Annotated in this window: 22 protein-coding genes, 1 tRNA gene and 1 pseudogene; 12 read left to right on the top strand and 12 right to left on the bottom strand. The window is 63.3% G+C overall.

The window, feature by feature from the left end; genetic code table 11:
* Positions 1 to 56 precede the first annotated feature (56 nt).
* From secD to AB3G45_RS16955, 4 genes are all read left to right on the top strand, one after another.
* A complete protein-coding gene (gene secD / locus AB3G45_RS16970; protein WP_367831673.1) occupies positions 57 to 2,564 on the top strand; it encodes a protein translocase subunit SecD in 2,508 nt (835 codons plus the stop codon).
* Positions 2,557 to 2,943 (top strand): Mth938-like domain-containing protein, encoded by a 387-nt coding sequence (locus AB3G45_RS16965; RefSeq protein WP_367831672.1) that lies wholly within the window; start codon positions 2,557 to 2,559, stop codon positions 2,941 to 2,943. The genes secD and AB3G45_RS16965 overlap by 8 nt, the downstream gene beginning before the upstream one ends.
* An 8-nt stretch (positions 2,944 to 2,951) precedes the next feature.
* The gene (locus AB3G45_RS16960; RefSeq protein ID WP_367831671.1) at positions 2,952 to 3,806 is read left to right on the top strand and encodes a phytoene/squalene synthase family protein; all 855 of its coding nucleotides are present in this window, start codon (positions 2,952 to 2,954) and stop codon (positions 3,804 to 3,806) included.
* A 77-nt stretch (positions 3,807 to 3,883) separates the two neighbouring features.
* A complete protein-coding gene (locus tag AB3G45_RS16955; RefSeq protein ID WP_367831670.1) occupies positions 3,884 to 4,336 on the top strand; it encodes a hypothetical protein in 453 nt (150 codons plus the stop codon).
* 104 nt (positions 4,337 to 4,440) lie between these two features.
* Here the strand turns inward: AB3G45_RS16955 and trmFO are convergent, their stop codons facing one another.
* The 3 genes from trmFO to AB3G45_RS16940 all read right to left on the bottom strand — a co-directional run bounded on the left by trmFO (position 4,441) and on the right by AB3G45_RS16940 (position 6,626).
* Positions 4,441 to 5,850 carry a methylenetetrahydrofolate--tRNA-(uracil(54)-C(5))-methyltransferase (FADH(2)-oxidizing) TrmFO gene (trmFO, locus tag AB3G45_RS16950; RefSeq protein WP_367831669.1) on the bottom strand — a complete coding sequence of 470 codons (1,410 nt, stop codon included), beginning with the start codon at positions 5,848 to 5,850 and terminating at the stop codon, positions 4,441 to 4,443.
* A gap of 143 nt (positions 5,851 to 5,993) precedes the next feature.
* Positions 5,994 to 6,137: a DUF1127 domain-containing protein gene (locus AB3G45_RS16945; protein WP_023511883.1), complete on the bottom strand. Its 144-nt coding sequence runs from the start codon at positions 6,135 to 6,137 to the stop codon at positions 5,994 to 5,996.
* 345 nt (positions 6,138 to 6,482) lie between these two features.
* The gene (locus AB3G45_RS16940) at positions 6,483 to 6,626 is read right to left on the bottom strand and encodes a DUF1127 domain-containing protein (RefSeq protein WP_367831668.1); all 144 of its coding nucleotides are present in this window, start codon (positions 6,624 to 6,626) and stop codon (positions 6,483 to 6,485) included.
* Between the two features lie 1,105 nt (positions 6,627 to 7,731).
* On the opposite strand from AB3G45_RS16940, the gene AB3G45_RS16935 reads away from it, so the two are divergent.
* The 5 genes from AB3G45_RS16935 (at position 7,732) to AB3G45_RS16915 (ending at position 12,511) form a co-directional block, all read left to right on the top strand.
* Positions 7,732 to 8,835: a DUF2157 domain-containing protein gene (locus tag AB3G45_RS16935; protein ID WP_367831667.1), complete on the top strand. Its 1,104-nt coding sequence runs from the start codon at positions 7,732 to 7,734 to the stop codon at positions 8,833 to 8,835.
* 2 nt (positions 8,836 to 8,837) lie between these two features.
* On the top strand, positions 8,838 to 9,425 hold the full coding sequence (locus tag AB3G45_RS16930; RefSeq protein WP_367831666.1) for a GDYXXLXY domain-containing protein: 588 nt from the start codon (positions 8,838 to 8,840) through the stop codon (positions 9,423 to 9,425).
* 125 nt (positions 9,426 to 9,550) lie between these two features.
* A tRNA-Leu gene (locus AB3G45_RS16925) sits at positions 9,551 to 9,635 on the top strand.
* A gap of 179 nt (positions 9,636 to 9,814) precedes the next feature.
* A complete protein-coding gene (gene tig / locus AB3G45_RS16920) occupies positions 9,815 to 11,287 on the top strand; it encodes a trigger factor (protein ID WP_367831665.1) in 1,473 nt (490 codons plus the stop codon).
* 294 nt (positions 11,288 to 11,581) lie between these two features.
* Positions 11,582 to 12,511 (top strand): IS110 family transposase, encoded by a 930-nt coding sequence (locus tag AB3G45_RS16915; protein ID WP_367833608.1) that lies wholly within the window; start codon positions 11,582 to 11,584, stop codon positions 12,509 to 12,511.
* Between the two features lie 111 nt (positions 12,512 to 12,622).
* On the opposite strand, the gene sthA is transcribed toward AB3G45_RS16915, so the two are convergent.
* From sthA to AB3G45_RS16900, 3 genes are all read right to left on the bottom strand, one after another.
* Positions 12,623 to 14,029 (bottom strand): Si-specific NAD(P)(+) transhydrogenase, encoded by a 1,407-nt coding sequence (gene sthA / locus AB3G45_RS16910; RefSeq protein ID WP_367831664.1) that lies wholly within the window; start codon positions 14,027 to 14,029, stop codon positions 12,623 to 12,625.
* 181 nt (positions 14,030 to 14,210) lie between these two features.
* Positions 14,211 to 14,384 (bottom strand): JAB domain-containing protein, encoded by a 174-nt coding sequence (locus AB3G45_RS16905; protein WP_367831663.1) that lies wholly within the window; start codon positions 14,382 to 14,384, stop codon positions 14,211 to 14,213.
* A 39-nt stretch (positions 14,385 to 14,423) separates the two neighbouring features.
* Entirely contained in the window at positions 14,424 to 14,708 is a 285-nt protein-coding gene (locus tag AB3G45_RS16900; protein WP_367831662.1) for a helix-turn-helix transcriptional regulator, read from the bottom strand.
* Between the two features lie 516 nt (positions 14,709 to 15,224).
* Here AB3G45_RS16900 and AB3G45_RS16895 point away from each other — a divergent pair.
* The 3 genes from AB3G45_RS16895 (at position 15,225) to AB3G45_RS16885 (ending at position 17,175) form a co-directional block, all read left to right on the top strand.
* Positions 15,225 to 15,518: a hypothetical protein gene (locus tag AB3G45_RS16895; RefSeq protein WP_367831661.1), complete on the top strand. Its 294-nt coding sequence runs from the start codon at positions 15,225 to 15,227 to the stop codon at positions 15,516 to 15,518.
* A 246-nt stretch (positions 15,519 to 15,764) separates the two neighbouring features.
* The gene (locus AB3G45_RS16890) at positions 15,765 to 16,301 is read left to right on the top strand and encodes a ComF family protein (protein ID WP_367831660.1); all 537 of its coding nucleotides are present in this window, start codon (positions 15,765 to 15,767) and stop codon (positions 16,299 to 16,301) included.
* Positions 16,302 to 16,305: 4 nt separating this feature from the next.
* Positions 16,306 to 17,175 (top strand): helix-turn-helix domain-containing protein, encoded by an 870-nt coding sequence (locus tag AB3G45_RS16885; protein WP_367831659.1) that lies wholly within the window; start codon positions 16,306 to 16,308, stop codon positions 17,173 to 17,175.
* 176 nt (positions 17,176 to 17,351) lie between these two features.
* On the opposite strand, the gene AB3G45_RS16880 is transcribed toward AB3G45_RS16885, so the two are convergent.
* The 6 genes and pseudogenes from AB3G45_RS16880 to AB3G45_RS16855 form a co-directional block, all read right to left on the bottom strand.
* Positions 17,352 to 19,268, bottom strand: coding sequence for a hypothetical protein (locus tag AB3G45_RS16880; RefSeq protein WP_367831658.1), 1,917 nt, complete (start codon positions 19,266 to 19,268; stop codon positions 17,352 to 17,354).
* 25 nt (positions 19,269 to 19,293) lie between these two features.
* Positions 19,294 to 21,222 (bottom strand): hypothetical protein, encoded by a 1,929-nt coding sequence (locus AB3G45_RS16875; RefSeq protein WP_367831657.1) that lies wholly within the window; start codon positions 21,220 to 21,222, stop codon positions 19,294 to 19,296.
* Positions 21,219 to 21,869 (bottom strand): hypothetical protein, encoded by a 651-nt coding sequence (locus tag AB3G45_RS16870; protein ID WP_367831656.1) that lies wholly within the window; start codon positions 21,867 to 21,869, stop codon positions 21,219 to 21,221. The genes AB3G45_RS16875 and AB3G45_RS16870 overlap by 4 nt, the downstream gene beginning before the upstream one ends.
* Before the next feature lie 532 nt (positions 21,870 to 22,401).
* Positions 22,402 to 22,659, bottom strand: a pseudogene (locus tag AB3G45_RS16865) (ParB/RepB/Spo0J family partition protein); the annotation flags it as partial.
* A gap of 224 nt (positions 22,660 to 22,883) precedes the next feature.
* On the bottom strand, positions 22,884 to 23,282 hold the full coding sequence (locus tag AB3G45_RS16860; protein WP_367831655.1) for a DUF2958 domain-containing protein: 399 nt from the start codon (positions 23,280 to 23,282) through the stop codon (positions 22,884 to 22,886).
* Positions 23,279 to 24,241, bottom strand: a complete 963-nt coding sequence (locus AB3G45_RS16855) for an ArdC family protein (protein ID WP_367831654.1) — start codon at positions 24,239 to 24,241, stop codon at positions 23,279 to 23,281. Before AB3G45_RS16855 ends, AB3G45_RS16860 begins: the two co-directional genes overlap by 4 nt.
* Positions 24,242 to 24,357 lie beyond the last annotated feature (116 nt).

Here is a 24,357-nt window from a genome sequence, read left to right as displayed (position 1 = left end):
GCCGGACGGCCCGACTGGTTTTCAGCCGGCGGCCCGCCGGATTAGTCGAGATCGCGATGCTGCCATCCGCCCGCTGGAAGACCTTCTCCCTCTGGCTTGTCCTCGCGGCGGGCCTTCTGGTCCTTCTGCCGAGCCTTCTTCCGGCCCGCCTTTCCGCCGGCCTTCCCGGCTGGATGACGGATCATCGCCTCGTTCCGGGCCTCGACCTCACCGGGGGCTCCCGCCTGGTGCTGGAGATCTCGCGCAGCGATATCGCCGCCGAGCGCCTGCGCGCCGCCGTCGAGACCATTGGCAATACCCTGCGCGCCGCGCGCATTCCCCATAGCGATCTCAACGGCGCGGACGATACGATCGATGTCACCGTGACGGCGCCCGCCCGCCTCGATGCGGCCCGCACGGCGCTCGCAGCCCTTGGCCTGGGCACGCTCAGCGAACCGGAAAACGGCACGTTCCGCCTCGTGCTTTCCGCCGATGCGGTGGAGAGTGCCGCAAGCGCCGCCTCGCTCGGCGCCGTCGATGCGGTGCGCCGCCGCGTCGAGAGCCTCGATATTCCCGAACTCGTCGTCGGACGCGGCGAGCATGACCGCATCGTCGTCGCCATGCCGGGCCTGACCGACCCGCAGCGCGTCAAGGACATGCTGGCGGCGGTCGGACGGCTTTCCGCTCGCCTCGTCGACGACAGCGTGCCGGTCGACACGGCCATCGGGGACGGCGCACCGGCAGGCACCGAAGTGCTCTACTCCACCGGCGAGCCGCCGGTCGGCTATCTCGTGCGGCAGGACGATCTCTTCACCGCGATCGACGTCGCCTCGGCCCAGCCCGCCGCCAATGACGAGCCCTTCATCGAATTCGTGCTGAAGGCGGATGCCGCCGAACGGCTCGCCGCCTTCACGCGCGAGAACAGCGGCCGCACCATCGCCATCCTGCTCGACGGCCAGGTGATCTCGACCTCGCGCATACAGGGCGCCATCACCGACGGCGTCGGCCGCCTTTCCGGCGATTTCGACGCCCAAGGGGCGGCGAACCTCGCGCGCATCATCGCCAGCGGCCCGCTGCCGGCGCCGCTCACCATCATCGAGGAGCGCTCGATCGAGCCGGCGCTCGGCACGACCTCGGCCACGACGGTGGTCGTCGCGCTCGCCGTCGCCATCGCCGCCGTCGTCGCCTTCATGACCTTCTTCTACGGCGTGCTCGGCGTCATCGCCTCCTTGTCGCTCGCCTTCGCCATGGTCCTCTCCTTCGCGGTGCTGGCGCTTGTTGGCGCGCCGGTCTCGCTGTCGATGATCGCCGGCATGGTGCTGACCGTCGGCATCACCGTCGATGCCAGCGTGCTGATCTTCGAGCGTATCCGCGAGGAGGTGAAGGGCGGACGGGAACTCTCCCGGTCGGTCCTGGTCGGCTTCCGCCGTGCCCGTGCCACAGTGCTCGATTCCTCCGTCACCATGTTCATCGCCATCGCGGTCCTCTTCCTGCTCTCGGCCGCGCCGGTGCGCGCCTTCGCGCTTGCCGTCGGCATCGGGCTTTTCGCGACGCTCGCCACCACCTTCACGCTGACGCGCCGCCTCGTCACCGTCTGGCTCAACCGCAGCCACGCGACGCACCTGCCGAAGGGCGTGCGCTCCGGCTTGTTCGACAGCCTCAACCTGCGCTTCATGGCGGTGCGCAACGGCGTCTTTCTGCTGACGGCGGTGCTGTCGCTCGCCATTGCCGGCCTGCTCGTCGCCGGCAAGCTCAAGCCCGGCATCGATTTCACCGGCGGCGCGGCGCTGGAGGTGCAGGCGAAGGCCGGCAATGCCGATCTCGACGACATCACCGCCCGCCTCAACGATGCCGGCGTCGACGTGCTGAACGTGACGAAGCAGCGCGACGCGCGCCACGCGCTGGTGCGGCTGACCTCGGCCGGCGAGGGCGAGAACGCCGAGCAGACCTCCGTGCTGGTCGCCCGCGGCGAGCTGGAGGACGACTACGACTTCCGCCGCGTCGAGGTGGTCGGCCCGGCGATTTCCGGCGAACTGATCGACACGGCGACGCTCGGCTTCGTCGTCGGCCTGCTTGCGCTTACCGCCTATATCTGGGTCCGCTTCGAATGGCATTTCGCCATCGGCGCGATCATCGCGCTGGCGCATGACGTGTTCTTCACGCTCGGCTTCCTGGCGCTCGCCAAGATCGAGTTCAACGTGACCGCCGTCGCCGCGCTCCTGACGGTCGCCGGCTATTCGCTCAACGACACGATGGTCGTCTACGACCGCGTCCGTGAAAACCTCCGGCATTTCAAGCACATGCCGCTGCCGATCCTGATCGACGACGCGATCAACCGCACGCTGTCGCGCACGGTCCTCACCTCGGCGACCACGCTGATCGCGCTCGCGGCCCTCGCGCTGTTCGGCGGCGAGGCGATCGGCACCTTCGCGCTGACGCTGCTCTTCGGGGTGGCGATCGGCACCATATCCTCTATCTACATTGCCGGACCGATCCTCATCCTGTTCCGCCTGCAGCCGGAGCGCTACCGCCCGGGCAAGGGCGGCAAGGGGCCGGTCACGGAGGCGACGGGAGAAAATGGCTAAAGGCATCGAAATCCGGGAGGCGCATTTCCCCGGGCGTGCGCCGATCGACGCATATGGCAATGGCGGCTTCCGCTTCGCCGACATGTCGCATCGCGGCTCCATCCTCTGCCTGCCTTCGGGCATCCACGGCTGGGACAAGGAGGAAGGCACGCCGCTGACGCTGGTCGACCTGCAGCGCGTGCTGGACGAGGCCGGCGAGATCGAGGTACTGCTCGTCGGCACGGGCAAGGAGATCCGCCCGCTTTCGGCCGAGATCAAGGCGGCGCTCACGGAGCGCAAGGTCCGCTCCGACCCGATGAGCACGGGCGCGGCCGTGCGCACCTTCAATGTCATGCTGGCCGAGAGCCGGGCGGTCGCCGCCGCGCTGATCGCCGTGTGACACCCGACATGACCGATCTGCGGCAAGACCATTACGCCCATTGTCTGGCGATGCTTCGCGACACCGATCGCGACCGCTATCTCGCCTGCCTGCTGGCGCCGGCGGAAAAGCGCGGCGCGCTCGCCGCGCTCTATGCCTTCAATGCGGAGATCGCCCGCGTGCGCGACGTGGTGCGCGAGGCGCTGCCCGGCGAGATCCGCCTGCAATGGTGGCGCGACGTGCTCGACGGCACGGCCGAGGGCGATGCCATGGCCAATCCGCTCGCCGCCGGGCTGATGGCCTGCGTGAAGGAACATCGGCTGCCCGTCGCCGTGCTGACCAACATGACCGAGGCGCGCATCTTCGACGTCTACAACGACCCGATGGAAAGCCGCGCTGCCTTCGAAGGCTATGCCGGGGAAACCGCCTCGGCGCTGATCCAGCTCGCAAGCCTCATCCTCGATCCGGCGGGGGCGCCCGGATCGGCCGAGGCCGCGGGACATGCCGGCGTGGCGCAGACCGTCGCGGGCACCTTGCTGATGCTGCCGATCCACCGGCGGCGCGGCCAGGTCTACCTGCCGGCCGATCTTCTCGCCGCCACGGGCCTGACGCCGGAGGCCCTGCTTGCCGGCAACGATGCGGCCGCCGCCGCGCGGGCGGTGGACGCCTTCGTCGGCCTCGGCCGGGAGCATCTTGCCCGCGCGCGGGCCGCCGGCGGCGTTTCGCCGGCCAACCGGCCGGCCTTTTTGCCGATCGCCCTCGTTCGCCCTATATTGGACGCAGTGGAGAAGGCCGGCGCGGCGGTGCTCGAACGTTCCCTCCAGCCGTCGCAATGGCGGCGGCAGTGGTGGATGTGGCGGGCATCGCGTCGCGGGCCGTTCTAAACGCCTCGCAGGACGCAAAACTGGCGCAAGCCTTGTCCGTTACAGCGGCAGCATGTTTTTCGGGGAGGAATCGCACGATGCTCTGGACCGTCACCATTGTCTGCCTCGTTCTGGCCGGCCTCGTCTTCCGCCAGGTGTTTCGCCGGGAGGACGAGCAGGAAATGGCGGGCGAGGATGCGGGGCTCGCCATCCTGGAATTCGGCCGGGCCTTCCCCGACGAGGCGATCCGCGAGGTCATCGCCACGGCGGACGGCCGCGCCGTGTTCCTGCGCCTGCATGACGGCAAGGCCGGCTGCATGCACGCCCACGGCCACCACTATTCCTGCCACCTGATCGAGCCCGGCGCCGTGCGCGTGGAGAGCGCCGGCCCCAGGCGCCTCGCCGTGAAATTCGCCAATGCCGCCTTCGAGGGCGGCGTCTTCGAATTTCGCGACGAGCGGGAGACCGCGGAGGTGTCGCTCTGGCTGCTCGGCAGCTTCATGCCTGCGGTGGCCGGACGTGGGGCCGAGACCGCAGGGCGAACCAGCTAGAGCATTTCCAGCCGAAGCGAAATCGCTTCGGCGTCGGATAAAGCGGCAAAAACAAGAATCTGGACCTTTCCAGTGAACCGGGGTTCACCGGAAATGCTCAGGAATCAGCGGCCGAGCCAGCGGGCGCAGTCTTCCAGCGCCCGTGCGGCGGTCGCCTGCTTCTTGGCGAGGGCCTTGTCCTTGCCGCGGAACCGCTTCATGCCTTCCGGCTTCGTCACCGCGCCCGCCTCCAGCGGCGGGAACAGGCCGAAATTGATGTTCATCGGCTGGAAGGAGCGCTTGCCCGGCTCGTCGTCCGAAACGATATGGCCGCCGGTGATGTGCCCGAGCAGCGAACCGAAGGCCGTGGTTTCCGGCGGCAGCGAGGGCGTTTCGCCGCGCCGTTCGGCAACCGCGAAGCGGCCGGCGAGCAGGCCGATGCTGGCGCTTTCCACATAGCCCTCGCAGCCGGTGATCTGGCCGGCGAAACGCAGGCCCGGCCGACCCTTCAGCGAAAGCGAGCGGTCGAGCAGCGTCGGAGAATTGATGTAGGTGTTGCGGTGAAGGCCGCCGAGGCGGGCGAATTCCGCATTCTGGAGGCCCGGAATCAGGCGGAAGATTTCTGCCTGCGCGCCGTATTTCAGCTTCGTCTGGAAGCCGACCATGTTGTAGAGCGTGCCGAGCGCATTGTCCTGGCGAAGCTGCACGACGGCATGGGGCTTTACCGTCGGGTTGTGCGCATTGGTGAGGCCCATCGGCTTCATCGGGCCGTGGCGCAAGGTCTCGCGGCCGCGCTCGGCCATCACTTCGATCGGCAGGCAGCCGTCGAAATAGGGCGTGCCTTCCCATTCCTTGAAGCCCGTCGTGTCGCCGGCGATGAGGGCGTCGATGAAGGCGTTGTACTCAGCCTCGTCCATCGGGCAGTTGATATAGTCCTTGCCCGTGCCGCCGGGGCCGACCTTGTCGTAGCGCGACTGGAACCAGCAGATGTCCAGGTCGACGCTCGCCGTGTGCACGATCGGCGCGATGGCATCGAAGAAGGCGAGCGAATCGGCGCCGGTGCGCTCCTGGATCGCCGCGGCGAGCGAGGGGGCGGTGAGCGGGCCGGTGGCGATGATCGCCTGGTCCCAGTCCTCCGGCGGCAGGCCGGTGACCTCCTCGCGCGTGATGGTGATCAGCGGGTGGCTTTCGAGCGCGGCGGTGACGGCGGCGGAAAAGCCGTCGCGGTCGACGGCGAGCGCGCCGCCGGCCGGCACCTGGCTGCCATCGGCCGCGCGCATGATCAGCGAGCCGGCAAGCCGCATCTCGGCGTGCAGCACGCCGACCGCGTTGCTGGTCGCGTCGTCCGAGCGGAAGGAGTTGGAGCAGACGAGTTCGGCAAGGCCGTCCGTCTTGTGGGCATCCGTGCCGCGCACGCCGCGCATTTCATGCAGGATGACGGGGACGCCGTTCTCGGCGATCTGCCAGGCGGCTTCCGAGCCGGCAAGGCCGCCGCCGATGACGTGGATGGGAGCAAGGGAAGAGGTCTGTGTCATGGGCGGTTCGTTACCATGCCCACGGACCGACTTCCATCGCGGAGATTGAAAAGCCGGAATCAAAAACGGCACCGTATGGTGCCGTTTGAAGCGTTCCTCGCGCGTCGCCGTTTCCGGCCGCAGCGGTGGAAACCGGCTATGTCTTAGCGGAAGGAACGGGCTGCGATGTCGCGGATGTCGTAACGGGTCAGGCCGATGTCGGACAGCGTGTGGTTCGACAGGTTGCCGAGTTCGTTCATCGTGCGGCGGTAGGAAATCCAGTTCTTTGCAATGCGGATCGGGTTCATGGTCGTCTCCTCGACGTGTTGGCCGGCAGGTCTGTCTCGCCGGTGTGTGAACTCTATATAGGCGATGCGCCGGTTAATGTGCAGTGCAAAGAAAATGCATCTGCTATGCATTTGTGCAATAAGACGACCGCCAATCGGGCAGATGGTCCGCTCACGGGCATCTTTCGGAGAAAATTCCGCTATTCCAGGCGGATAGGGGAAAGGCGTCGCGCCGGGTCGATGGCGCGTCGCGTGTCGCTGAGAGAGAATTGCGACATTGTGCGGCGCAAAAAGACAGGCAAACGAAAACGCCCTCCGGCGGAAACCGGAGGGCGTTCGAAAAGGGACCGTTGAAGGTCGTTCGGCTTAGTTGGCAGCCTTGCGGGCGATATAGGGGATATCGCTGCGGCCGATGCCGAGGTCGCGCAGTTCCCGGTCCGACATACGGCCGAGTTCGCTGATGGTCTGACGGTACTTGCGCCAGTTGTTGAAAGAGCGTGCCAGGTTCATGTTCTTACCCCTTTCTTGGGCTTCCTGCTGGGCGGCCGCTCGTCCTTGGCGCCGCCCCGATCTGATGGCTTGGACTATACGCTGCACCGCCGAAAAGAACAGCGCTGTTACAGCACGGCACCTATGCATTTTGAGCATGTCAAGCGGAAATTTCGGCAAAATTCTGGCGAAAATCCGGGCTTTCGGCCACAAGAGTTAAGCCGCAATGCATCACGGGTTGGGTGCGGTGCAAAAAAACAACGCCCGCCGGGGGAGGAGATCCGGCGGGCGTTGCTGATATCGATTGGCAGCCTGGGAGGAGGAGGGAGGGCCGCCAATCCTGTCGGGGGACGTTGGGAGGAGGAGATCGTCGCCCGACCGATGAGACTTATATAGATCGTGCCCGCCTTGCGGGGAAGCGCGAGATGGGAATGGCACCTATGCGTCTAATGCATGGATCTTGCGGCGCATAGACGAATGTTGCCCAGGTTTTGGGCGGAAAGAGTGTCTGTTCGGGGTGTTTGGTTGCCTTCGGGCGGGCTGCCATGCGTCTGGCGCAAATAATAACGCCCGCTGGGGGAGGAGATCCAGCGGGCGTCACTAAGAGTGATTGGCAACTGGGAGGAGGAGTGTTGCCAATCGTATCGAAACGACACTTGGGAGGAGGAGTGCGTCGTTCCGAATTCCTGTCGATCCCCGTTTCCGCGGCTCGGGTCCTTCGGCGTCATGCCAGGCGTTCGACCAATTCGCCTTCCCGTTTCTCTGTCGCCCTACGTTACGCGGCGCCTTGATCGGCGGGCCGGATCGCTTCTGATCCGATGTCTGGACTATAGACCCGTCCGTTGATTTTGTGCAGTGCAATATGAGCATGGATGATATGCGCCATCTGCATGTCCGAAACCACCGGTCAAAATCGGCCTGTCGAGGCCAGTTTTATCAGGTTATTCCTTATTTCCAGTTAATCTCGGTGGTCGCAGGCCCGTCTTCAAGGGCGGGAACGGCGAATAAATGCTCTTTTTGCGGATTTTTGCTCCGATTGCGAATTTCCGGCCTATCTGTATCGTCCCTGTTGACAGTGCCGGAATCGGCAGGAATCGCAGGCATTTTGCGAACGGAGCGGGAACGGATGTACAGGGGCAGGCTGGAGCGCGATCTCAAACACTGGACGGCACACGGCCTGCTCGACGCCCCGACGGCCGGGCGCCTGCTGCGGGAATACGATTCCCGCCCCGGTTCCTTCAGCCTCGGGCGGGTGCTGATGATCATCGCGGCGCTGCTCGTTTCGGCCGCGGTGCTGCTGCTCGTCGCGGCCAACTGGGAGGCGATCCCGCGGCTCGTCCGGCTCGTCGGCATCGTCGTCCTGATCTGGGGCGCCTATCTTGCCGGTGCGGTGCTGACCACCCGCGGTGCGGGGCGGCTGGCGGCCGCCTTCCTCGTCTTCGGCACGCTCGCCTTCGGCGGCGCGATCGCGCTCGTCGGGCAGATGTATCATCTGTCCGGCGATACGTTCCAGGCGATGCTCGTCTGGTTCGCCGGCGCGGTCGCCGCCGCCGCGCTCTTCCGCTCCGGCGCCGTCACGGCCATTGCCGGGTTCCTCGCCTTCGTCGTGTCCGGCGCCGACTGGACGCAATCCTACAACGTCGACGAAACGGTGCTGCTCTGGCTGATGCCGCTGATGGCGGTCGTCGTCATCCTTCTCGTGCGCTATACCGGCGCGGCGCGGGTGCGCCATCTTGCCTATCTGCTGCTCGTCGCCTGGCTCGCCTTCATCTACGGCGAATACGAGACGCCCGGAACCGCCATCGCGATCGCCGGCTTCGGCGCTGTCGCCTATCTCCTTGCCGCCGCGCCGCAATCGCCGCTCCATGCGCTCGCCCGCAGCGCCGGCGCGGCGCCGGCCTTCTATTCGTATCTGGTGCTGGCGGTCGGCCTCCTCGTGCTGCATGCCGAATTCGACGACATGGCGAACCGGCTGTTCCTCGGCATCGTCACGCTCGTCGCGGCCATCGCCGGCATCGCGCTGTCCGGCAAGGAGAACGGCGCGGTGCGCTATCTCGGTTACGCGACCTTCGCCGCCGAGACGCTCTATCTCGCCTCCGAGACGATCGGTTCGATCATCGGTACGTCCGGCTTCTTCCTGGTGTCCGGCCTTGTCGTGGCGCTGGTCGCCTGGGCGGTGATCGTGCTGGAGCGGCGCTTTTCCCGGGCTGAAACGAAGGCGGAGGCCTGACCATGACGACATCCCGCTTCTTCCGCGTGCCGCCGCTCGTCGCCGGCATCCTCGCCGCAGCGCTGCAGACGGCCGTTCTCGGCTACATGGTGGAAAGCCGCGCCTCGATCCTGCGCAGCGGCGCCGACATCAGGCTGAAGACGCTGCCGGTCGATCCGCGCGATCTCCTGCGCGGCGACTATGTCATCCTGTCCTACCCGATCTCGACCATTTCGAAGGCGATCGTCACCGGCGAGGCGCCGAAGACGAGCGGCCGTGTGCGCCTCGCCGTCCGCCTGAAACCCGGCGCGGACGGCTTGTGGACGGCGAGCGAGGCGCGGTTCGGCGATCTTGTGCCGGAGGAAGGCAGCGTCGTCCTGCGCACGCTGCCCTTCGACTACTATTCAGCCGGCGACGGCGGCCTGCCCGAAACCCTCTTCGTCAACTACGGCCTGGAGCGCTACTATGTGCCGGAAGGCGAGGGCAGGCTGCTGGAGGATGCCCGCAACCAGGAGGAGCTGGTGGTGGAGGCGCGCGTGAAGGATGGTACGCCGCAGATCGCCCGGCTCGTCCTTCGCGGCGAACCCGTCTATGACGAGCCGCTCTATTGAGCGCGGCACCGAAAAGCTGCTCATTTTTCCTTTGATCCGCCCGAAACGGGTGATATAGAGACGCCGCGCTCGGAAGGCGCCGCGGCGCGCGCATGCGCTGCCCGCGGCAATGCGGTTTCTGAGACGCGGGTATGGTGAAATTGGTAGACACGCCAGATTTAGGTTCTGGTGCCGCAAGGCGTGGGAGTTCAAGTCTCTCTACCCGCACCAGAGCCACCGAACGCCGAAACAGGAGGTTTCGGCGGGTTGTGGACATACGAGAGCGCCATTTTGCTTGCCAAAAGGCCACGAAATTCAGTAAAGCCACTGCCGGCAAATGGACCGGCGGGGTGTTCGCCATAACCGGCAGGCCGGTTTGAGCACCGCCAACTCGAAATGAAGGTTTGAACATGCAGGTTATCGAAACGCTCGCTGAAGGGCTGAAGCGCGAAATCAAGGTCGTCATCCCGGCCAAGGACATGGAAGCTCAGATGAACGAGCGTCTTGAAGACGCCAAGGGCCGTGTCCGCATCAACGGCTTCCGTCCGGGCAAGGTGCCCTTCGCCCATCTCAAGAAGATGTACGGCAAGTCCATCATGGCCGAACTCGTCAACGAGATCGTCCGCGACCGCCCGTCGGCCATCCTTTCCGAGCGCGGCGAAAAGTCCGCGACGCAGCCGGAAATCGCGATGACCGAAGACCAGGACGAAGCGGAGAAGATTCTCGCCGGCCAGGCCGATTTCGAATTCACGCTGTCCTATGAAGTGATCCCGGCGATCGACCTGAAGGACAATACCGGCATCGCCGTCACCCGGGAAGTCGTCGAAGTCGACGCTTCCGAAGTCGACGAGCAGATCCTCAAGATCGCCGAAAGCGCCCGCACCTACGAGACCAAGAAGGGCAAGGCCGCCAATGGCGACCGCGTCACCGTCGACTATCTCGGCAAGGTCGACGGCGAAGCCTTCGACGGCGGCAAGGACGAGGACGCCGAACTCGTTCTCGGCTCCAACCGCTTCATCCCGGGCTTCGAAGAGCAGCTGGTCGGCCTGAAGGCCGGTGACGAGAAGGTCATCACGGTCACCTTCCCGGCCGATTATCCGGCGGCGAACCTCGCCGGCAAGGAAGCCACCTTCGACATCAACGTCAAAGACGTCGCCGCCCCGGCGGATGTCGAGATCAACGACGAGCTCGCCAAGACGCTCGGCCTCGAATCGGCCGACAAGCTACGCGAGATCGTCCGCGGCCAGATCGAAAGCCAGTACGGCTCGGTCACCCGCCAGAAGGTCAAGCGTCAGATCCTCGACCAGCTCGACGAGATGTACAAGTTCGACACGCCGGAGCGCCTGGTGGAAGCCGAATTTGAAAACATCTGGCGCCAGATCAACACGGACCTCCAGCAGTCCGGCAAGACCTTCGCTGACGAGGACACGACGGAAGAAGCCGCTCGCGAGGAATATCGCAAGCTTGCCGAACGCCGCGTGCGCCTCGGCCTCGTTCTGTCGGAAATCGGCGAGAAGGCCGGCGTCCAGGTGAGCGACGAGGAAATGCAGCAGTCTCTCTACCAGCAGCTCCGCCAGTTCCCGGGCCAGGAAAAGCAGATCCTCGAATACTTCCAGAAGACCCCGGGCGCCGCCGCTTCGCTCCGCGCGCCGATCTTCGAAGAGAAGGTCGTCGATCACCTGCTCGGCGAGATCAAGGTGACGGACAAGACCGTCTCCAAGGACGAGCTGATGGCGGACGACGAAGAGGGTTCCGAGAAGGAAACCAAGAAGGCCGCGCCGAAGAAGAAGGCCGCCAAGGCCGAAGCTGCGGAAGGTGAGGAAGCCGCTCCGAAGAAGAAGGCCCCGGCCAAGAAGAAGGCCGCCGAAGGCGACGCCGAGTAATTTGAACTGTGCAATTGATTGCAAACGGAAAGGCCGCCCACCGGGCGGCCTTTTTGCATTTGGTGAGGCTGGAATCTGGGGCGCCCCTCATCCGGCTGCCGCCACCTTTGTAACTTCCCTTCTGCTGCGATTGGCGATGTATTGCCAGTTGCGGTGGCAGATGAGAGACCGCAGCACCTTTGGGCATTGAAGCCCGTGGGAGAGCTTGGGTCATCATCCGCCGTTCCATCGAACCCGAACAGTCGCCAGGGCCGCTCGCATGTGCGAAGCCCGCTTAGGCAAGGATGGGATCAGATGGATGTGATTGTTGGTATCGATGTTTCCAAGGATCGGTTGGATGTGCATGTGCAGCCAGTCGGGGAGAGCTTTTTCGTCGGCAACGACCATGCCGGCGTGGACGGCCTGATCCGCCGGCTGCGAGACGCAAAAGCCGATATCGTGGCGCTGGAAGCGACCGGTGGCTACGAAATGCTGGCAGCTGCCAGCCTGTCATCAGCCGGCTTTGCCGTTGTGGTGGTCAATCCGGCGCAGGTGCGTTCCTATGCCCATGCGCTTGGCAAACGCGCCAAGACAGATCCGATCGATGCCGCTGTGATCGCAGCCTTCGTCGCAGCAACCAGACCGGAGATCCGGCCCTTGCGCGATGAGGAGAGCGAGGCCTTCTCGGCCATCGTTTCGCGGCGCCGCCAGATCGTGCAGATGATCACGGCGGAAGAAAACCGGACACGGACGGCCCAGGCCAAGGAAACGCAGAAGAGCATCAAGCGGCTGCTTGCAGCGCTCCGACGTGAACTCGCAAGCCTCGACGGCGATCTCAACGGACGCATCCGCAAGTCGCCCTTGTGGCGGGTGCGCGAGGCGCTTTTGACCTCGGTACCGGGTGTAGGACCAACCACGGCCCGCACGCTGATGGCCGAACTGCCGGAACTCGGTAGCCTCGACCGGCGCCAGATCGCCGCATTGGCCGGGGTGGCGCCGTTCACTCGGCAGTCGGGCAAGTGGCGCGGCAAGAGCTTCATCGGTGGCGGTCGCGGCAAGGTGCGGGCTGTGCTGTTCATGGCAGCGCTGGTCGCTGCCCGTCGTAACCCGGTCCTCAAGGCCTTCCGCGATCGTCTCGTTGAAGCCGGCAAGCCCAAGATCGTCGCCATCGTCGCGACCATGCGCAAGCTTCTCACCATCCTCAACGCCATCATCCGGGACGGAAAACCATGGCAAAGCGCTTGACAGACAAGACAGTCGCTCTCCCCGCAAGCGGGGCGAAGGGAAACGCGGCGTAGTTTTCCTGCGCCCTGTTCGTCATCGGTTTCCTCGTCTGCCGGACGAGGGGCCGGGGCATCACGCCTTCTGCGACAGGTCACCCATGCGGTTCCAGGCGTCGAGGCCGGCGATCTTGTAGGCTTCGGCGAGCGTCGGATAGTTGAAGGTGTTTTCCACGAAATATTCGACGGTGCCCTTCAGGTTGAGCACCGCCTGGCCGATATGGACGAGTTCCGTCGCGCCTTCGCCGACGATATGCACGCCGAGAAGGCGCCGCGTCTTCAGCGAGAAGATCATCTTCAAGAGGCCGGAATTGAGGCCCATGATGTGGCCGCGCGAGGTCTCGCGGAAGCGCGCCATGCCGCATTCATAGGGAATGCCGCGTTCCTTCACCTCTTCCTCGGTCAGCCCGCAGGTCGAGATCTCCGGCACGGCGTAGATGCCGTAGGGGAAGTATTTCGGCGGCTCCTTGGCGATCGCGCCGACGGCGACACGGGCGGCGATGCGGCCCTGTTCCATGGAGGTGGAGGCAAGGCTCGGGAAGCCGACGACGTCGCCGGCGGCATAGATATGCGGCACGTCGGTCTGGAAGGTTTCCGGGTTGACGCTGAGGCGGCCACGCGAATCGGCCGTCAGGCCCGCTGCGGCGAGGTTCAGGCTGTCCGTCGCGCCGACGCGGCCGGCGGCATAAAGCACCATGTCGCAGGTGACGTGGCGGCCGTTGTCCAGCGTGATCTCGCATTTGCCGTTCGGCAGCTTCTCCACCTTGTCGGCCTTCTGGCCGAGGATGAGCTTCATGTTGCGGTCGCGCAGATCGTGGATGAACTCCTCGACGATCTCCCGGTCGATGAAGTCGAGGATCGTCGGCTTCGGGTCGATGACGGTGACCTGCGTGTCGAGCGCGGAGAAGATCGTGGCATATTCGATGCCGATGACGCCCGCGCCGATGACGGCCATGGAGCGCGGCAGCTCCTTGATATCGAGCAGTTCGTCGCTGTCGAGAACGCTGACGCCGTCGAAGGGGATGCTCTCCGGGCGGTACGGCTTGGTGCCGACGGCCAGCATGATGCTCTTGGCCTGGACGTGAACGATCTCGCCGTCGTCCTTGGCGATTTCCATCGTGTCGGCCGTCACGAACTTCGCCTTGCCGCGGATGTGCTGCACGCGGTTGCGGGCGAACTGGTGCTCCAGCACCTCCACCTCGTGGTCGAGCGTGATCAGCAGGCGACGGCGAAGGTCGTCGGCGCTGATCTCCTGCTTGACGCGGTAGGCGCGGCCGTAGAAGCCGCGCTCGCGCCAGCCGGAAAGGTTGAGCGCCGTCTCTCGCAGCGTCTTCGACGGGATCGTGCCGGTATGCACCGAGACGCCGCCGACGCGCTTTCCCTGTTCGATGACGAGGACCTTGCGCCCGAGCTTTGCCGCCTGGATGGCGCCGCGGCGGCCTGCGGGGCCGCTGCCCACGACGACGAGATCATATTCCTGCATGTAAGATGGCCCCAGCCCTTTGTGGAAAGAATCATATTGCGATGCAGCAATTGTCTTCGCCGTACAAATTTTCGTCAACCGAATGTGGCAGCAAACCGTTTCAAACGGATGAAGGAACGCGCACCCGATTTCGTTGTTTTGTAACGCGATTCGGCAATGTCCCGGGACGCCGCCTTGGTTTTCAGATCAGTCTTAGCCCCTTGAGGCTGGCATGCCCGTCCTTGCCGATGATGATGTGGTCATGCACCGTGATACCAAGCGGCCGCGCCGTTTCCACGATCGTCTTCGTCATATCGATGTCCGCCCGCGACGGCGTCGGGTCGCCGGACGGGTGGTTGTGGAACTCCATTACCAATCTAGCATCCTATTGGAATATATGGACGAAATTGCTGCCTTAAGAAAAGCGGTGCCGCTTATTGGGTGAGGTAGGAACTGCCCTACTGGGATCATCCCCTTGAACATCGGGCCGCATGGCCAGTCCCTTCGGCTCACGGCAAATCACTATGTTTTTTTTGTCCCATGCTTCAAGTTCGCCGATGGGGTAGAGGACGGACTTGCCGATTTTCATGTATGCAGGGCCGATCCTCATGGCCCTCCAGTTGCGGAGCGTGCCGATTGATACACCGCCCCGATAGCGTTCTGCGACTTCTTTGGGTGTAAGAAATTTTCCGTCAGTCATGGTCAACTCCTCAATGGACAGCGTTACTGATGCCTCACGGCGGGACGATTTCTGTGTTCATTTTTTTGTCGTGTCATCGTGCAGATCACGGAGACGAAAACCGGCGCACGATCATTCACAATCCTGCGTCTTTGCAGGTTGCAGCCGGTGCTGGAGCATAGGAAGCGGATAAAGTGGGGCGAAGTGGAAACGGATATTGCTGGCTGCATATAGGACGGGGAGATTTGTTCTCGCAATGAGTGCAATGCGCGGAGTGCGCCGAGATTCTCGACTCTCGATGGTTCGTAGATTTGGACGGAATTGAAGCACGTGCTCGACGATGATGAGCACCATGTCTACGTTATGGCCCTCATAGAGTTGCGGGCGAACGGTGTTGGGGTGGGGTAGCGAACCCGCTCGCGCGGGATTGGCGGCAGCTTCACGGTAAGCGGTCTGAAACGAGCGCAGTGCACTGATTGAGCGTCGCCCCTGTGTGGGCGGATAATCTTGGCTCCGTTCACCGAATGGAGCCCTGTGATGAACACCCTACCTATTCCCGCCGTATCGGTTAGCCCCCTGCGCCAGCGCCTGATCGACGACATGACGATGCGCCGGTTCACGGCCGAGACGCAGGGCAACTATCTCCGCGACGTTGGCCGTCTGGCATCGTTCCTCGGGCGGCGTATTCGGCGTGGGGTGGAAGCTTGGGCCGCTCGAGTCAGCAGGCAGCTTCTGCAAATCGATGACGACAATCTCGGTATTGCCACTCAAACCGTTGAGTGCAACCCCGTTGTCGTGACATCAGACGTTGACTTCATGCATACGATCTAACCATTCGTGCCGGAACTGCTCGTGCAACTCGTGTAGCGATCGTATCACCATGCCCATAACTGCCTTGCAGAAGCTTAGATACCACCTTTAGTGTATTGATCCTGATCTGCCCGGAACCTGGTTCCAGGTTGAAGGCCACTGAGCAGGTCATATTTCGTTGTAACGTCTTTGGGGGGGCAGTGATGGTATGGGCAGATCGCCGAGAGGCATGGCAGCAACGATCATTCGACGCGCGCACGCCAGGTGATGTTGATTACGCTGTCGAGCGTCTACCTAGGCGACGACGAATACGGCCACCCTCGATTTGACACGACGCGCTCAGAGCCCGGCGAGGCGCTATACCAGCTTAAATATCGAGCCGATTGGAATCAGGTGCAGCCGCTCGCAGCCCAAGTGCAGCAATCCTTGCTGCCGTTGTTCGGCAAGATCGGTCTGATTATCCCGATGCCCGCCTCCACGGTGCGTGCGCGCCAGCCGGTCAATGAGATCGCCACCGAACTCGGCAAGTTGACGAAAACGCCAGTGTTCGACGACATCATCATCAAGGCGCCCGCGCCCGAAGGCAGCTCGCAGCTCAAGAACCTCTATGGCCGCGAGGCGAAGGACGCCGCATTGGAGGGGCGGTTCAGCATCAACCCGTCCATCACCAACGAAGGGTGTTGGAACGCGCTCGTCCTAGACGATCTCTTTGACACGGGCGCCACGATGGACGCCGTCTGCAAAACGCTGCGTACGTACAAGAAAATCAACCACGTCTACGCCGCTTCGATCACATGGAAGTAATGTCATGACCACTGTCTTCATCGCCGGATCGATCTCCATCAGCCGCCTGCATGAGAAGGTGGCGGATAGGATCAACAAGATCGTGTCTTCAGACTTCAACGTCGTGGTCGGAGACGCCGATGGCGCCGATACCTCAATTCAGGAATGCCTCCAACGATACAAGGCCGGAAAGGTGACTGTATATTGCACCGGGAACTTGCCCCGGAACAATGTCGCAGAATGGCCGGTCCATAGGGTCGTCACAAAGGCCAAAGCGGGCACGCGCGCCTATTTTACCGCCAAAGACCTGGAGATGGCGCGCCACAGCGACTATGGCCTCATGGTCTGGGATTGCAAAAGCACCGGCACGCTCAGCAATGTCATCGAGCTTCTTCGAGAAAAGAAGAAGTCCGTGGTCTTCGTGAATAAGAACAAGGATTTTGTCACTGTATCGGACAAGGACGGCTTGGAGCACCTTGTCGCCTTCATGTCGGATCATGCTCGCGCAAAGGCGGAAGAGAAGATTGGCCTCACCGCGAAGATCGCCAACATCGCCCAGGAACAATTCTCGCTGGACATCGGTGCTAACAGCGAATTGTCAGCAAGCCCGGTGAAGGAGCGGGAGCCGTCAGCACCAGCCGAGGCGAGCCCGGAGCAAACCGAGAGCGTAAAGTTACGCGCGGCGCTCATGACGGCTCTCAGAGAGCATATTTCGCGCGCACATCTCAGTCAGTCTCAGGCCGCCAAAGTCTTTGGGGTAACCCAGCCGCGGATCTCAGATCTCACGCGCGGCAAGGTCGACCTGTTCGGCCTCGACGCCTTGGTTAACATGGCCGCTACGGCGGGCCTGTGCGTGGAGATGCACGTTCGCGAACCTCGCGCAACTGTCGGCTGACACGGTTCGAGTCTCTTAGTAATGTTAGTCTGAGCGCCTCTGGATTGCTCAGATTCATATTGATCTTGAGCATGCTCTATAGCGGTATAGCTGCCACACACACGTTAGGGCGGGCACGCCGAGTATTGGCTTATTCGCCCAGATTTGAACGTGCGATGCCTTGAGGAAAATCCGCTCTAGCGAAGCGCAGATGGTGATTTCAGGCGGCCGGGAACCCTGAAGACGATGAGATGCCGGGCGAGCGCGCCACCTTCGGGAACATATGCGCTATGCCAGAGACATTCCTCTATGCTCGGCACCGGCCCTGGGCGATCGACGAGTTCGAGCGCACCGAGAAATCCGAGCCGGACATTGGCCGCTTGGTAACTGGTTGCCTGCGCCCGGTAGCGGTTGGCAGCCTCGGGTGAAAACTCGCCCTCATGCTTTTTGAGCTCGATAACGAAAGCCGGGCCACCTAGACTGATGTAGAGATCTGTCCGGCCAGTCGCGACGCCGCGCACTTCGGACAGCACCTCCGCGCCGACGAGATTGCCCTTGAGGAAGTCGCGGAGGTCTGACTGGAGGTCGGCCTCGCTCGGATCCGAGGCGCGCAGATAGGCACCGCGCGGGCCGAGATCGCGGATCTCGGCATTCTGCCGGTCACTGCAAAACATCAAAATCTGTTGGAGTACGGCGTCGAATGCCTGCTGGACCTCGCCTGTATATTCACTGCTGGCGGCCAATTGATCACGCAACGACGCCAGCACACGTTGCAGGACCGGATTGGCAAGTGCGCGGCCGTGCGCGACATAGCCGGCGAGCCCGACCTCAAGCGATCGTGCCATGTCGGAGGGAATCTGCTCGGTCGAGGCGCCCTCGGGGAGAATGCGCGCGAGCAGCGGATATTGCTCATTCTCCCCGGCTTTTCCCGGCCCAGCACTGGCGCGGTAAGCCTCATCCAAAACGGCGCGAAGATTTTGCGCGATCGTTAGCTGTGCATCGGGCCATCGGCCTTCGCTGAGCAGATCGTCGAGATGGGCCGCTAGGCCGCGTTCGCGCAGGAACGAGGCCTCCACCCGGGGACGCAATGCGAACCGCAGGCCGTCGCCGTGCGCGATGGTGCAACTTGCGTCATAGACGGCGAGGATCCGATCCATGGTCGTAGCGGCATTAATCCAGCTCGGACGGGCAAGATCGTCGGCCGCGCGCTGGACCGTGCGCGCGAGTTCAAACCATTCAAGATCCACGTCCTGACGGGGCGCAAGCCATGGCGTCACGTGGCCGGTGCGCAGCACCGCTGCACGGTCTCGCGCAGCGGCCACCAGATCAGTCAGCGTCCCCTGCATCTCCGCAGCGCTCCGGTTCGCGGCAAAGCCGAGAACGAGATCAATCGCCGATAAATAGGCGCGTGCGTCCGACCGATCATCATCGACCTCGCACGCCCGCTCGAAAAGCAGCCGCGCCGTGCCCAAGCCGGCAAGGATCGTTGCCATATCCTTGCCGTCGAGCGCACGCGCCAGATGTGCGAGCCCGAGCTCAAACGCCGCTTCGCTTTCTGCTTCCTCATTGTCGAGCAGCCGGTGGAGCATCGTCAGCAGATCATCATCACCCCATGCATGGAAGGCGGCCCCACCAATCTTTGCGACATGTTGAGCGAAGGATCCCGGCACATCGGATGCGACCTCGGCGAGCTCTAGCAGGGGTCGGTGACGGCTCACATCGCCTTCCAGCGCAAGACGGAAAAGGCCTTCCAGCGCATAGGCAGCGATCAGCGTCTCGCGCTCGGTCGCGCGTTCCCGAATTCGCCGCGTGAAGATCGCGACGACAGCCTGCGTGATGGCAGCGCGCAGCGTCGTGCTCCTGATGAGCCGGTCGATCGCGTCGCGGAAGGATTGCGGATCGCGCGCCACATCGAAGCCGCCCACCAGAAAATCATGCAGCCGCGCGCCTTCTATGGGCGGGGCCACACTGATCATGTCGGCAAGAATGTCGAGGAAGGGCGCTGCGTGGAGCCGATCAGCGTCGGCGAGGATCTCATCCACGCCGCCAAGATCGTCGACCGTGATCGGCTGGCTCTCCGCCAACCGCGCCTCGAGAAGTTCAAGCGCTCTCATGCTGAAGAGCCCGACGGCGACAGCGCTACCATAGATAATCATCGCCCGTCGCGGACCGGCACCATTGTTCGCCGAGCCGATCGACAATCGCGCTGGCGTTGGCGCTCCCGATGATGATCTGCAGTCCCTCGGTTTCCCGTGAAATCGCCTGAAGCTCGCTCAGTACGGCGGTCAGGTCATCGGGACTCACTTCTTCAGCAGCTGGGGAATCGACGATCAGGAGACCGGGATGGCGACCGAGGCCCCGTTCCCGACCGACACGAAGCAGAGCCACCGCAGTCGCGATCCGCAGCCGCAGTCGCTCGCCCGCCGTCACCTTGCTGAAGCTGGTCGGCTCGCTGCCCTTGGTCAGAAGGAGAGAGGCGTTGGTGTTGAGCTTGACCTCCTCCAGCATCTGCACGCCGAGCCGCTGTCCCAGCGCGAGAATCTCCGCGTTCAGCCGATCGAGGATGTCGCCGCGACCAGCCTTATAGGCTTTGTCTGCCTCTGCGTGAGCCGCGCTGACGAGCGCTACGTCGGGAGAAACGGCGACGGGTGTCGCAGGCGCGTGGCGCTCCTTCAGAGCGCCTTCCAGTCGCGCGACCTCGAGTTCTGCCTTGCGGCGCTGTTCGAACGTGGCGCTCGTCGCCGCCTTGATGAGTGCTTGGCGTGCCTCTTCGAGCTCGGTGCTGCTCGCCTTCGACTGCCCCCCGAGTGCCTTGGCGTTGGCACGCGCGCGACCGGCGGCAGCCTTGGCAGCCGCTAAACGCTGTTCGCTCGCGTCCAGCCCCTCGCTTGCGCCCTCCATCTCGTCGATGGGGATATCCTCGGCGCAGAGCGAACAGCTCAGATCAGCGCTTTCGCGCTTCAGCCGTTCGCCCGACACTCGCGTCTCGCAACGCGGGCAGCAAACAGGCTGCAGGCCGTTAAAGAATTGCGTCGCGATGATGTTCTCCCGCAGATCACGCACCGCCCGCTCGTCCGCGGTCGCGAGGCGTTCCAGTTCGGTCGCTTCGGTCTCGGCGCGGGCTAGGCGCTGCGCGAGATCGAGAGCAATCGGCGAAAGGCGGGCTACCTCGCCGGCAAGTCGCTCGAGCTCGGCGGCCGTACCGGTCGCCGGCGCGAAACCTTCGAGAATTTTCTTCGCTACCTGGAGTTCGCGGTCGATTCGTGCGCGTGCCGTCTCCGCGTCTTTCGTGGCCGTCGTGGCAGCCTTGGACGCTTTCTCGGTCTCTTGGTCGAGTTCGCGCTTTGCCGTGCCCGCCTGCATGACCGTCGTCGCCCAAGGCATGCCAATATACATCTGCAGCATCCGCGCGGGCAGGCCGGCCATTTGGACGTCGCCGAGCAACTGCTTGTGGTCGCCGCCAAAATAGAGACCGCCCGAGAGCGCGGCCCAACCATGCTCGACGACCTGGCGCTCGTCTTCCTTACCCTGCATCGCCGTGATCGGGTCGAGATCGAGCGTGTTCATCATGAAGCGCGACATCGCGGCCTCGAATCCCTCGTCCGACATGAAGCGGTCCAACTCGTCAATCTCACCCGACACGCGGCGACGCGCCAGGCTGCCGCGCGGAACACGCTCCTCGACCGCAAACTCCACCACGTAATGCTGATCATCGACATCGAATTCCACGCACACAGAGGACAACCACCGGCGCACATCGTCCTGCAGGCCCTTGGGTGTGCCTCGCAGCGCCCACAGCAGGATCTCCAGCACGGTCGATTTGCCACGGAGGTTACGTTCGCTCGTTACTGCCCAGACGCCAGCGGCAAGGTCTGACCAGTCGAAGTCGATCGGACCTTGTGCGGTTCCGCGCTTCTCTCCCTTGAAAGCAATGCGCCGCACTGTCAGCTTTCGTGCGGGACGCAGGGGCCGGTCCGCCGTGATCCCTCGCTTGCGTAGAGCCAACTCCGCTTCTGCGGGGCGCATGCCAGCCTTTTCCGCGACCGTCTCCAGCCAACCACTGCTCATTCGCCGAGCCCTTCCAAGATTGCCGCGAGCCGTGCCAGCACCCGATCGGTGACCGGCTGGATCAAATGGCTAAGTTCCGTTCCTGCATATTCAGCCTGTAGATACTGTCGGTCCTTCAACGCCTTGCCGCCCTGTTCACCCGCCACCCGCGCCACGATACAGGCACGATCGCGATACCAGCCAAGCTCGGGCGCTGCAGCGGCGATCCGCCCCAGCGCGTCTTCGCCTGCGCTGGTCAGCAGATAGAGATGCTCGCGGATCTTGCCGGGAACACCTTCACGCTTGATCCGAATGAGGTCTGCTGCCCTCAGGATAGCCAGCGCATTGTCGAGCGGTTCGAACGCCCCGAACAGATAGCGTACCATCGGCAGGCGCCGAAGATCGGGTTCACGATCATCGAATATACGCTGTGCGATCGTCAGCAGACCGCGTTCGCCGGACGTCTCGAATTCCGTCAGGAGTTCGTTGGCGAGGTAATCGGGATTGCGCATCCAGAAGTCGAGAGCCTGCAGGCGCGACTGGGAGTGCAGGACGCACACAACATCGCTTCCCCAGCGGATTGCATCATTTGCGTCGCCGGCCGCCTGAATGCAGGCGAGCAAGCGAATGGCTGTTTGTCTTTCGCTGGCAACAGCTATTTCTGTCACTTCAAATTCACCCTGCTGTCGATCTTCGTCAACTTGCCTCGCCGAAACCCACTTTTCTTATGTACCCGATCGCTCGGTAAAGACTAGTCGCAGCAGATATGCTCCACGCACAATAAAAATTATCGAGATTTGAGTTGGCGGTGGTGAGTACCGTTCGCCTGGATGGCGTCTGTTAGGGATGAGCCGTGAATCGATGGCGGCCTTCAGAACGCTTCATTGCAACACCAAACGCCAGCATGTCAGCGGTAATCGTCGGCGCTGGCACATGAATAATCGACGGTTATCAAGAGGCCCATCTAAGCCGCTGAATGAAGGCCATTTGCTTCCATCGGAATCCGTCAAGCCTGTAGCGGCTGCGAATGGAGGGAGCTCTGCGGCTCCATCGCTGCGTCCGGATATCAGGGTGTAGCTCTGCAGGGCTTCCGATCAACTCCCGCAGAGGGTTCGTAACGAGAGACTGTGGGGCGCTTTGCCTGGCGTAGAGACGCCGTATTTGCCAAGGCAAGTGTTTGGCAAATACGGCACCGATGGCCTTCACCAGCAGTTCGAGCGCGCGGTAACGGCGGCCACCGGCCGGGATCTCAAACATGCCGGTCTCATTGCCGTCGGCGTCGACGACGGGGCGCACGTTGAGGCCCTGAAGCAGGCCGCGCCGGGCGATATCCTGCGACAGTTCCTCGATCGACACGCCCGCCTTGACCTTGCGGACGTTCGACTGGCTGAGGACCAGTTTGTTGAAGGGGATGTCGCGTGAGGACGACAGGGTGATTTTCTGAGCACCAGTAGTCATCGGGATATTCTCCGCGACGGGCGCCGAGAGCCTCTCTCTCGACCTCAAACCCGTCACGAAAATCCCGTCCTCCCTCTCACTCTATTTGCGGCGTCGTATGATTGGGGACCGTGCCGCCAGACTTAATGCACCCGACAAGAACGGGCCACGTATCGGCGGTCTGGGCGAGGTGCTCGATTAATGTGCGAAACGCTACGCGTTTGCGCGACGTATCTCCATAGGGTTCAGGTCTGTGCCTGCGACGGAAGCGCATCAGATGCTCCCCGCCGAGCGCGAGCTACAGCATAGACGATGTGTTCGGCTGCGCGGATGCTGCCGGCGCGATGTGCCGCCTCGGCCCAGACCGCGATCGACAGATCGCCGGTGAAGAGGATGTCACGTTCGATTCCCATTCCGAAGGGCAGGCTAATTGATGACATCTCCTTGAGCGAGAAATAGCCAAGCTCGGGTTCGCCGATATCGGCAAGGCCGAAGAGCGTGTCACCGTCAGCGTCCAGTTCGGTTGCGAGCCAGACGCCTTCGCCGAGCGGATTGAAGGACTTCACCACCGGCACATGATCGATATCGCGCTGGCGACCATTGGCGAGAAGCTGCTCGCGCAGTTTGTCGGACAGGATGATCATGCGGACCTCCTGTCGATGATGGTTTTGGCCGCATTGCCGGATTGCTGCTCCTCCGGCAGGAAGGAGAGCAGCCAATCGGTGGCCTTGCTGGCCTGACTGGCCGCGCGGACGATTGCGCGTGAATCTTCGCGCATCACCTCGAGCCAATTGCCGATATAGTCGGCATGGCGCACGGTCGGCACGATGCCGAGAGCCGCGCAACTGAAGGCGGAAATCTGTTCAGCGATCATCTCCTCGAAGGCGTATTTCTTGGAGCCGAAAGAGCCGGTCAGATCGCGGTTCAGCCGGCTGTGATGGCCGCTTGCGTGCCCGACCTCATGTAAGGCCGTCCTGTGCCAATTGATCGGCTCGAAGTAGGCTTGAGGTGGAGGTACGACCACATAGTCCTGGGACGGGACATAGAAGGCCCGGTCGCCGCCGATGCGGAAGTCGATGCCGGTCGCCTTGATGAGCGCCTCGACCCTGGGCTCGATGAGGCCGGGTGGCGGCGGTGGCGCCACGTGGTGGACCTCCTCGGGCAGGCCTTCACATTGCGAGACGTTGAACACAGTGAAGCGCTTCAGGAAGGGGATCGCCGGGGCTTCCTCACCGGTTTCCCGGGCGCGCCGTTTCTCGTCCTCGGGCGTGAAGCGGTCGGCGTAGACGACAGTGGTACCGCGTTCCCCCTTCATGACGTTGCCGCCGAGCGAGAGGGCCTGGCGAAACGTCAGCCAGCCCTGGCCGGGAAAGCCGTGCTGCATGACGGCACCCCAGAGGATGAGAATATTGATGCCGCTGTAGGTGCGGGAGGTTGCGGCGTTCTTCGGCAGCCCGAGCGGCGCTTTTGCTACTGACGTACCCCAGGGTTGGACCCAAGGCACGCGGCCTTCCTCCAGCTCGGCGATGATCTTGTTGGTGATGTCGTCATAAAGGTTCGTCCGGTCCGAGCCGGGGCGCGCATTGCGGTCATATCTAGACATCGCGGGTCTCCGCGACGGGCGCCGGAAACCTCTCTTCCAGCCCTCAACCCGTCACGGAGACCCCGCCCGCACTCTCACTTTAAAGGGGGCGTTGCGGGGCAGGCTGTGCAGAAACT

It is taken from the genome of Shinella sp. S4-D37 (assembly GCF_040812195.1).
Classification (GTDB): domain Bacteria; phylum Pseudomonadota; class Alphaproteobacteria; order Rhizobiales; family Rhizobiaceae; genus Shinella.
Note: the sequence above shows the minus strand (reverse complement) of the source record. Positions and strands in the feature narration are given on the sequence as shown.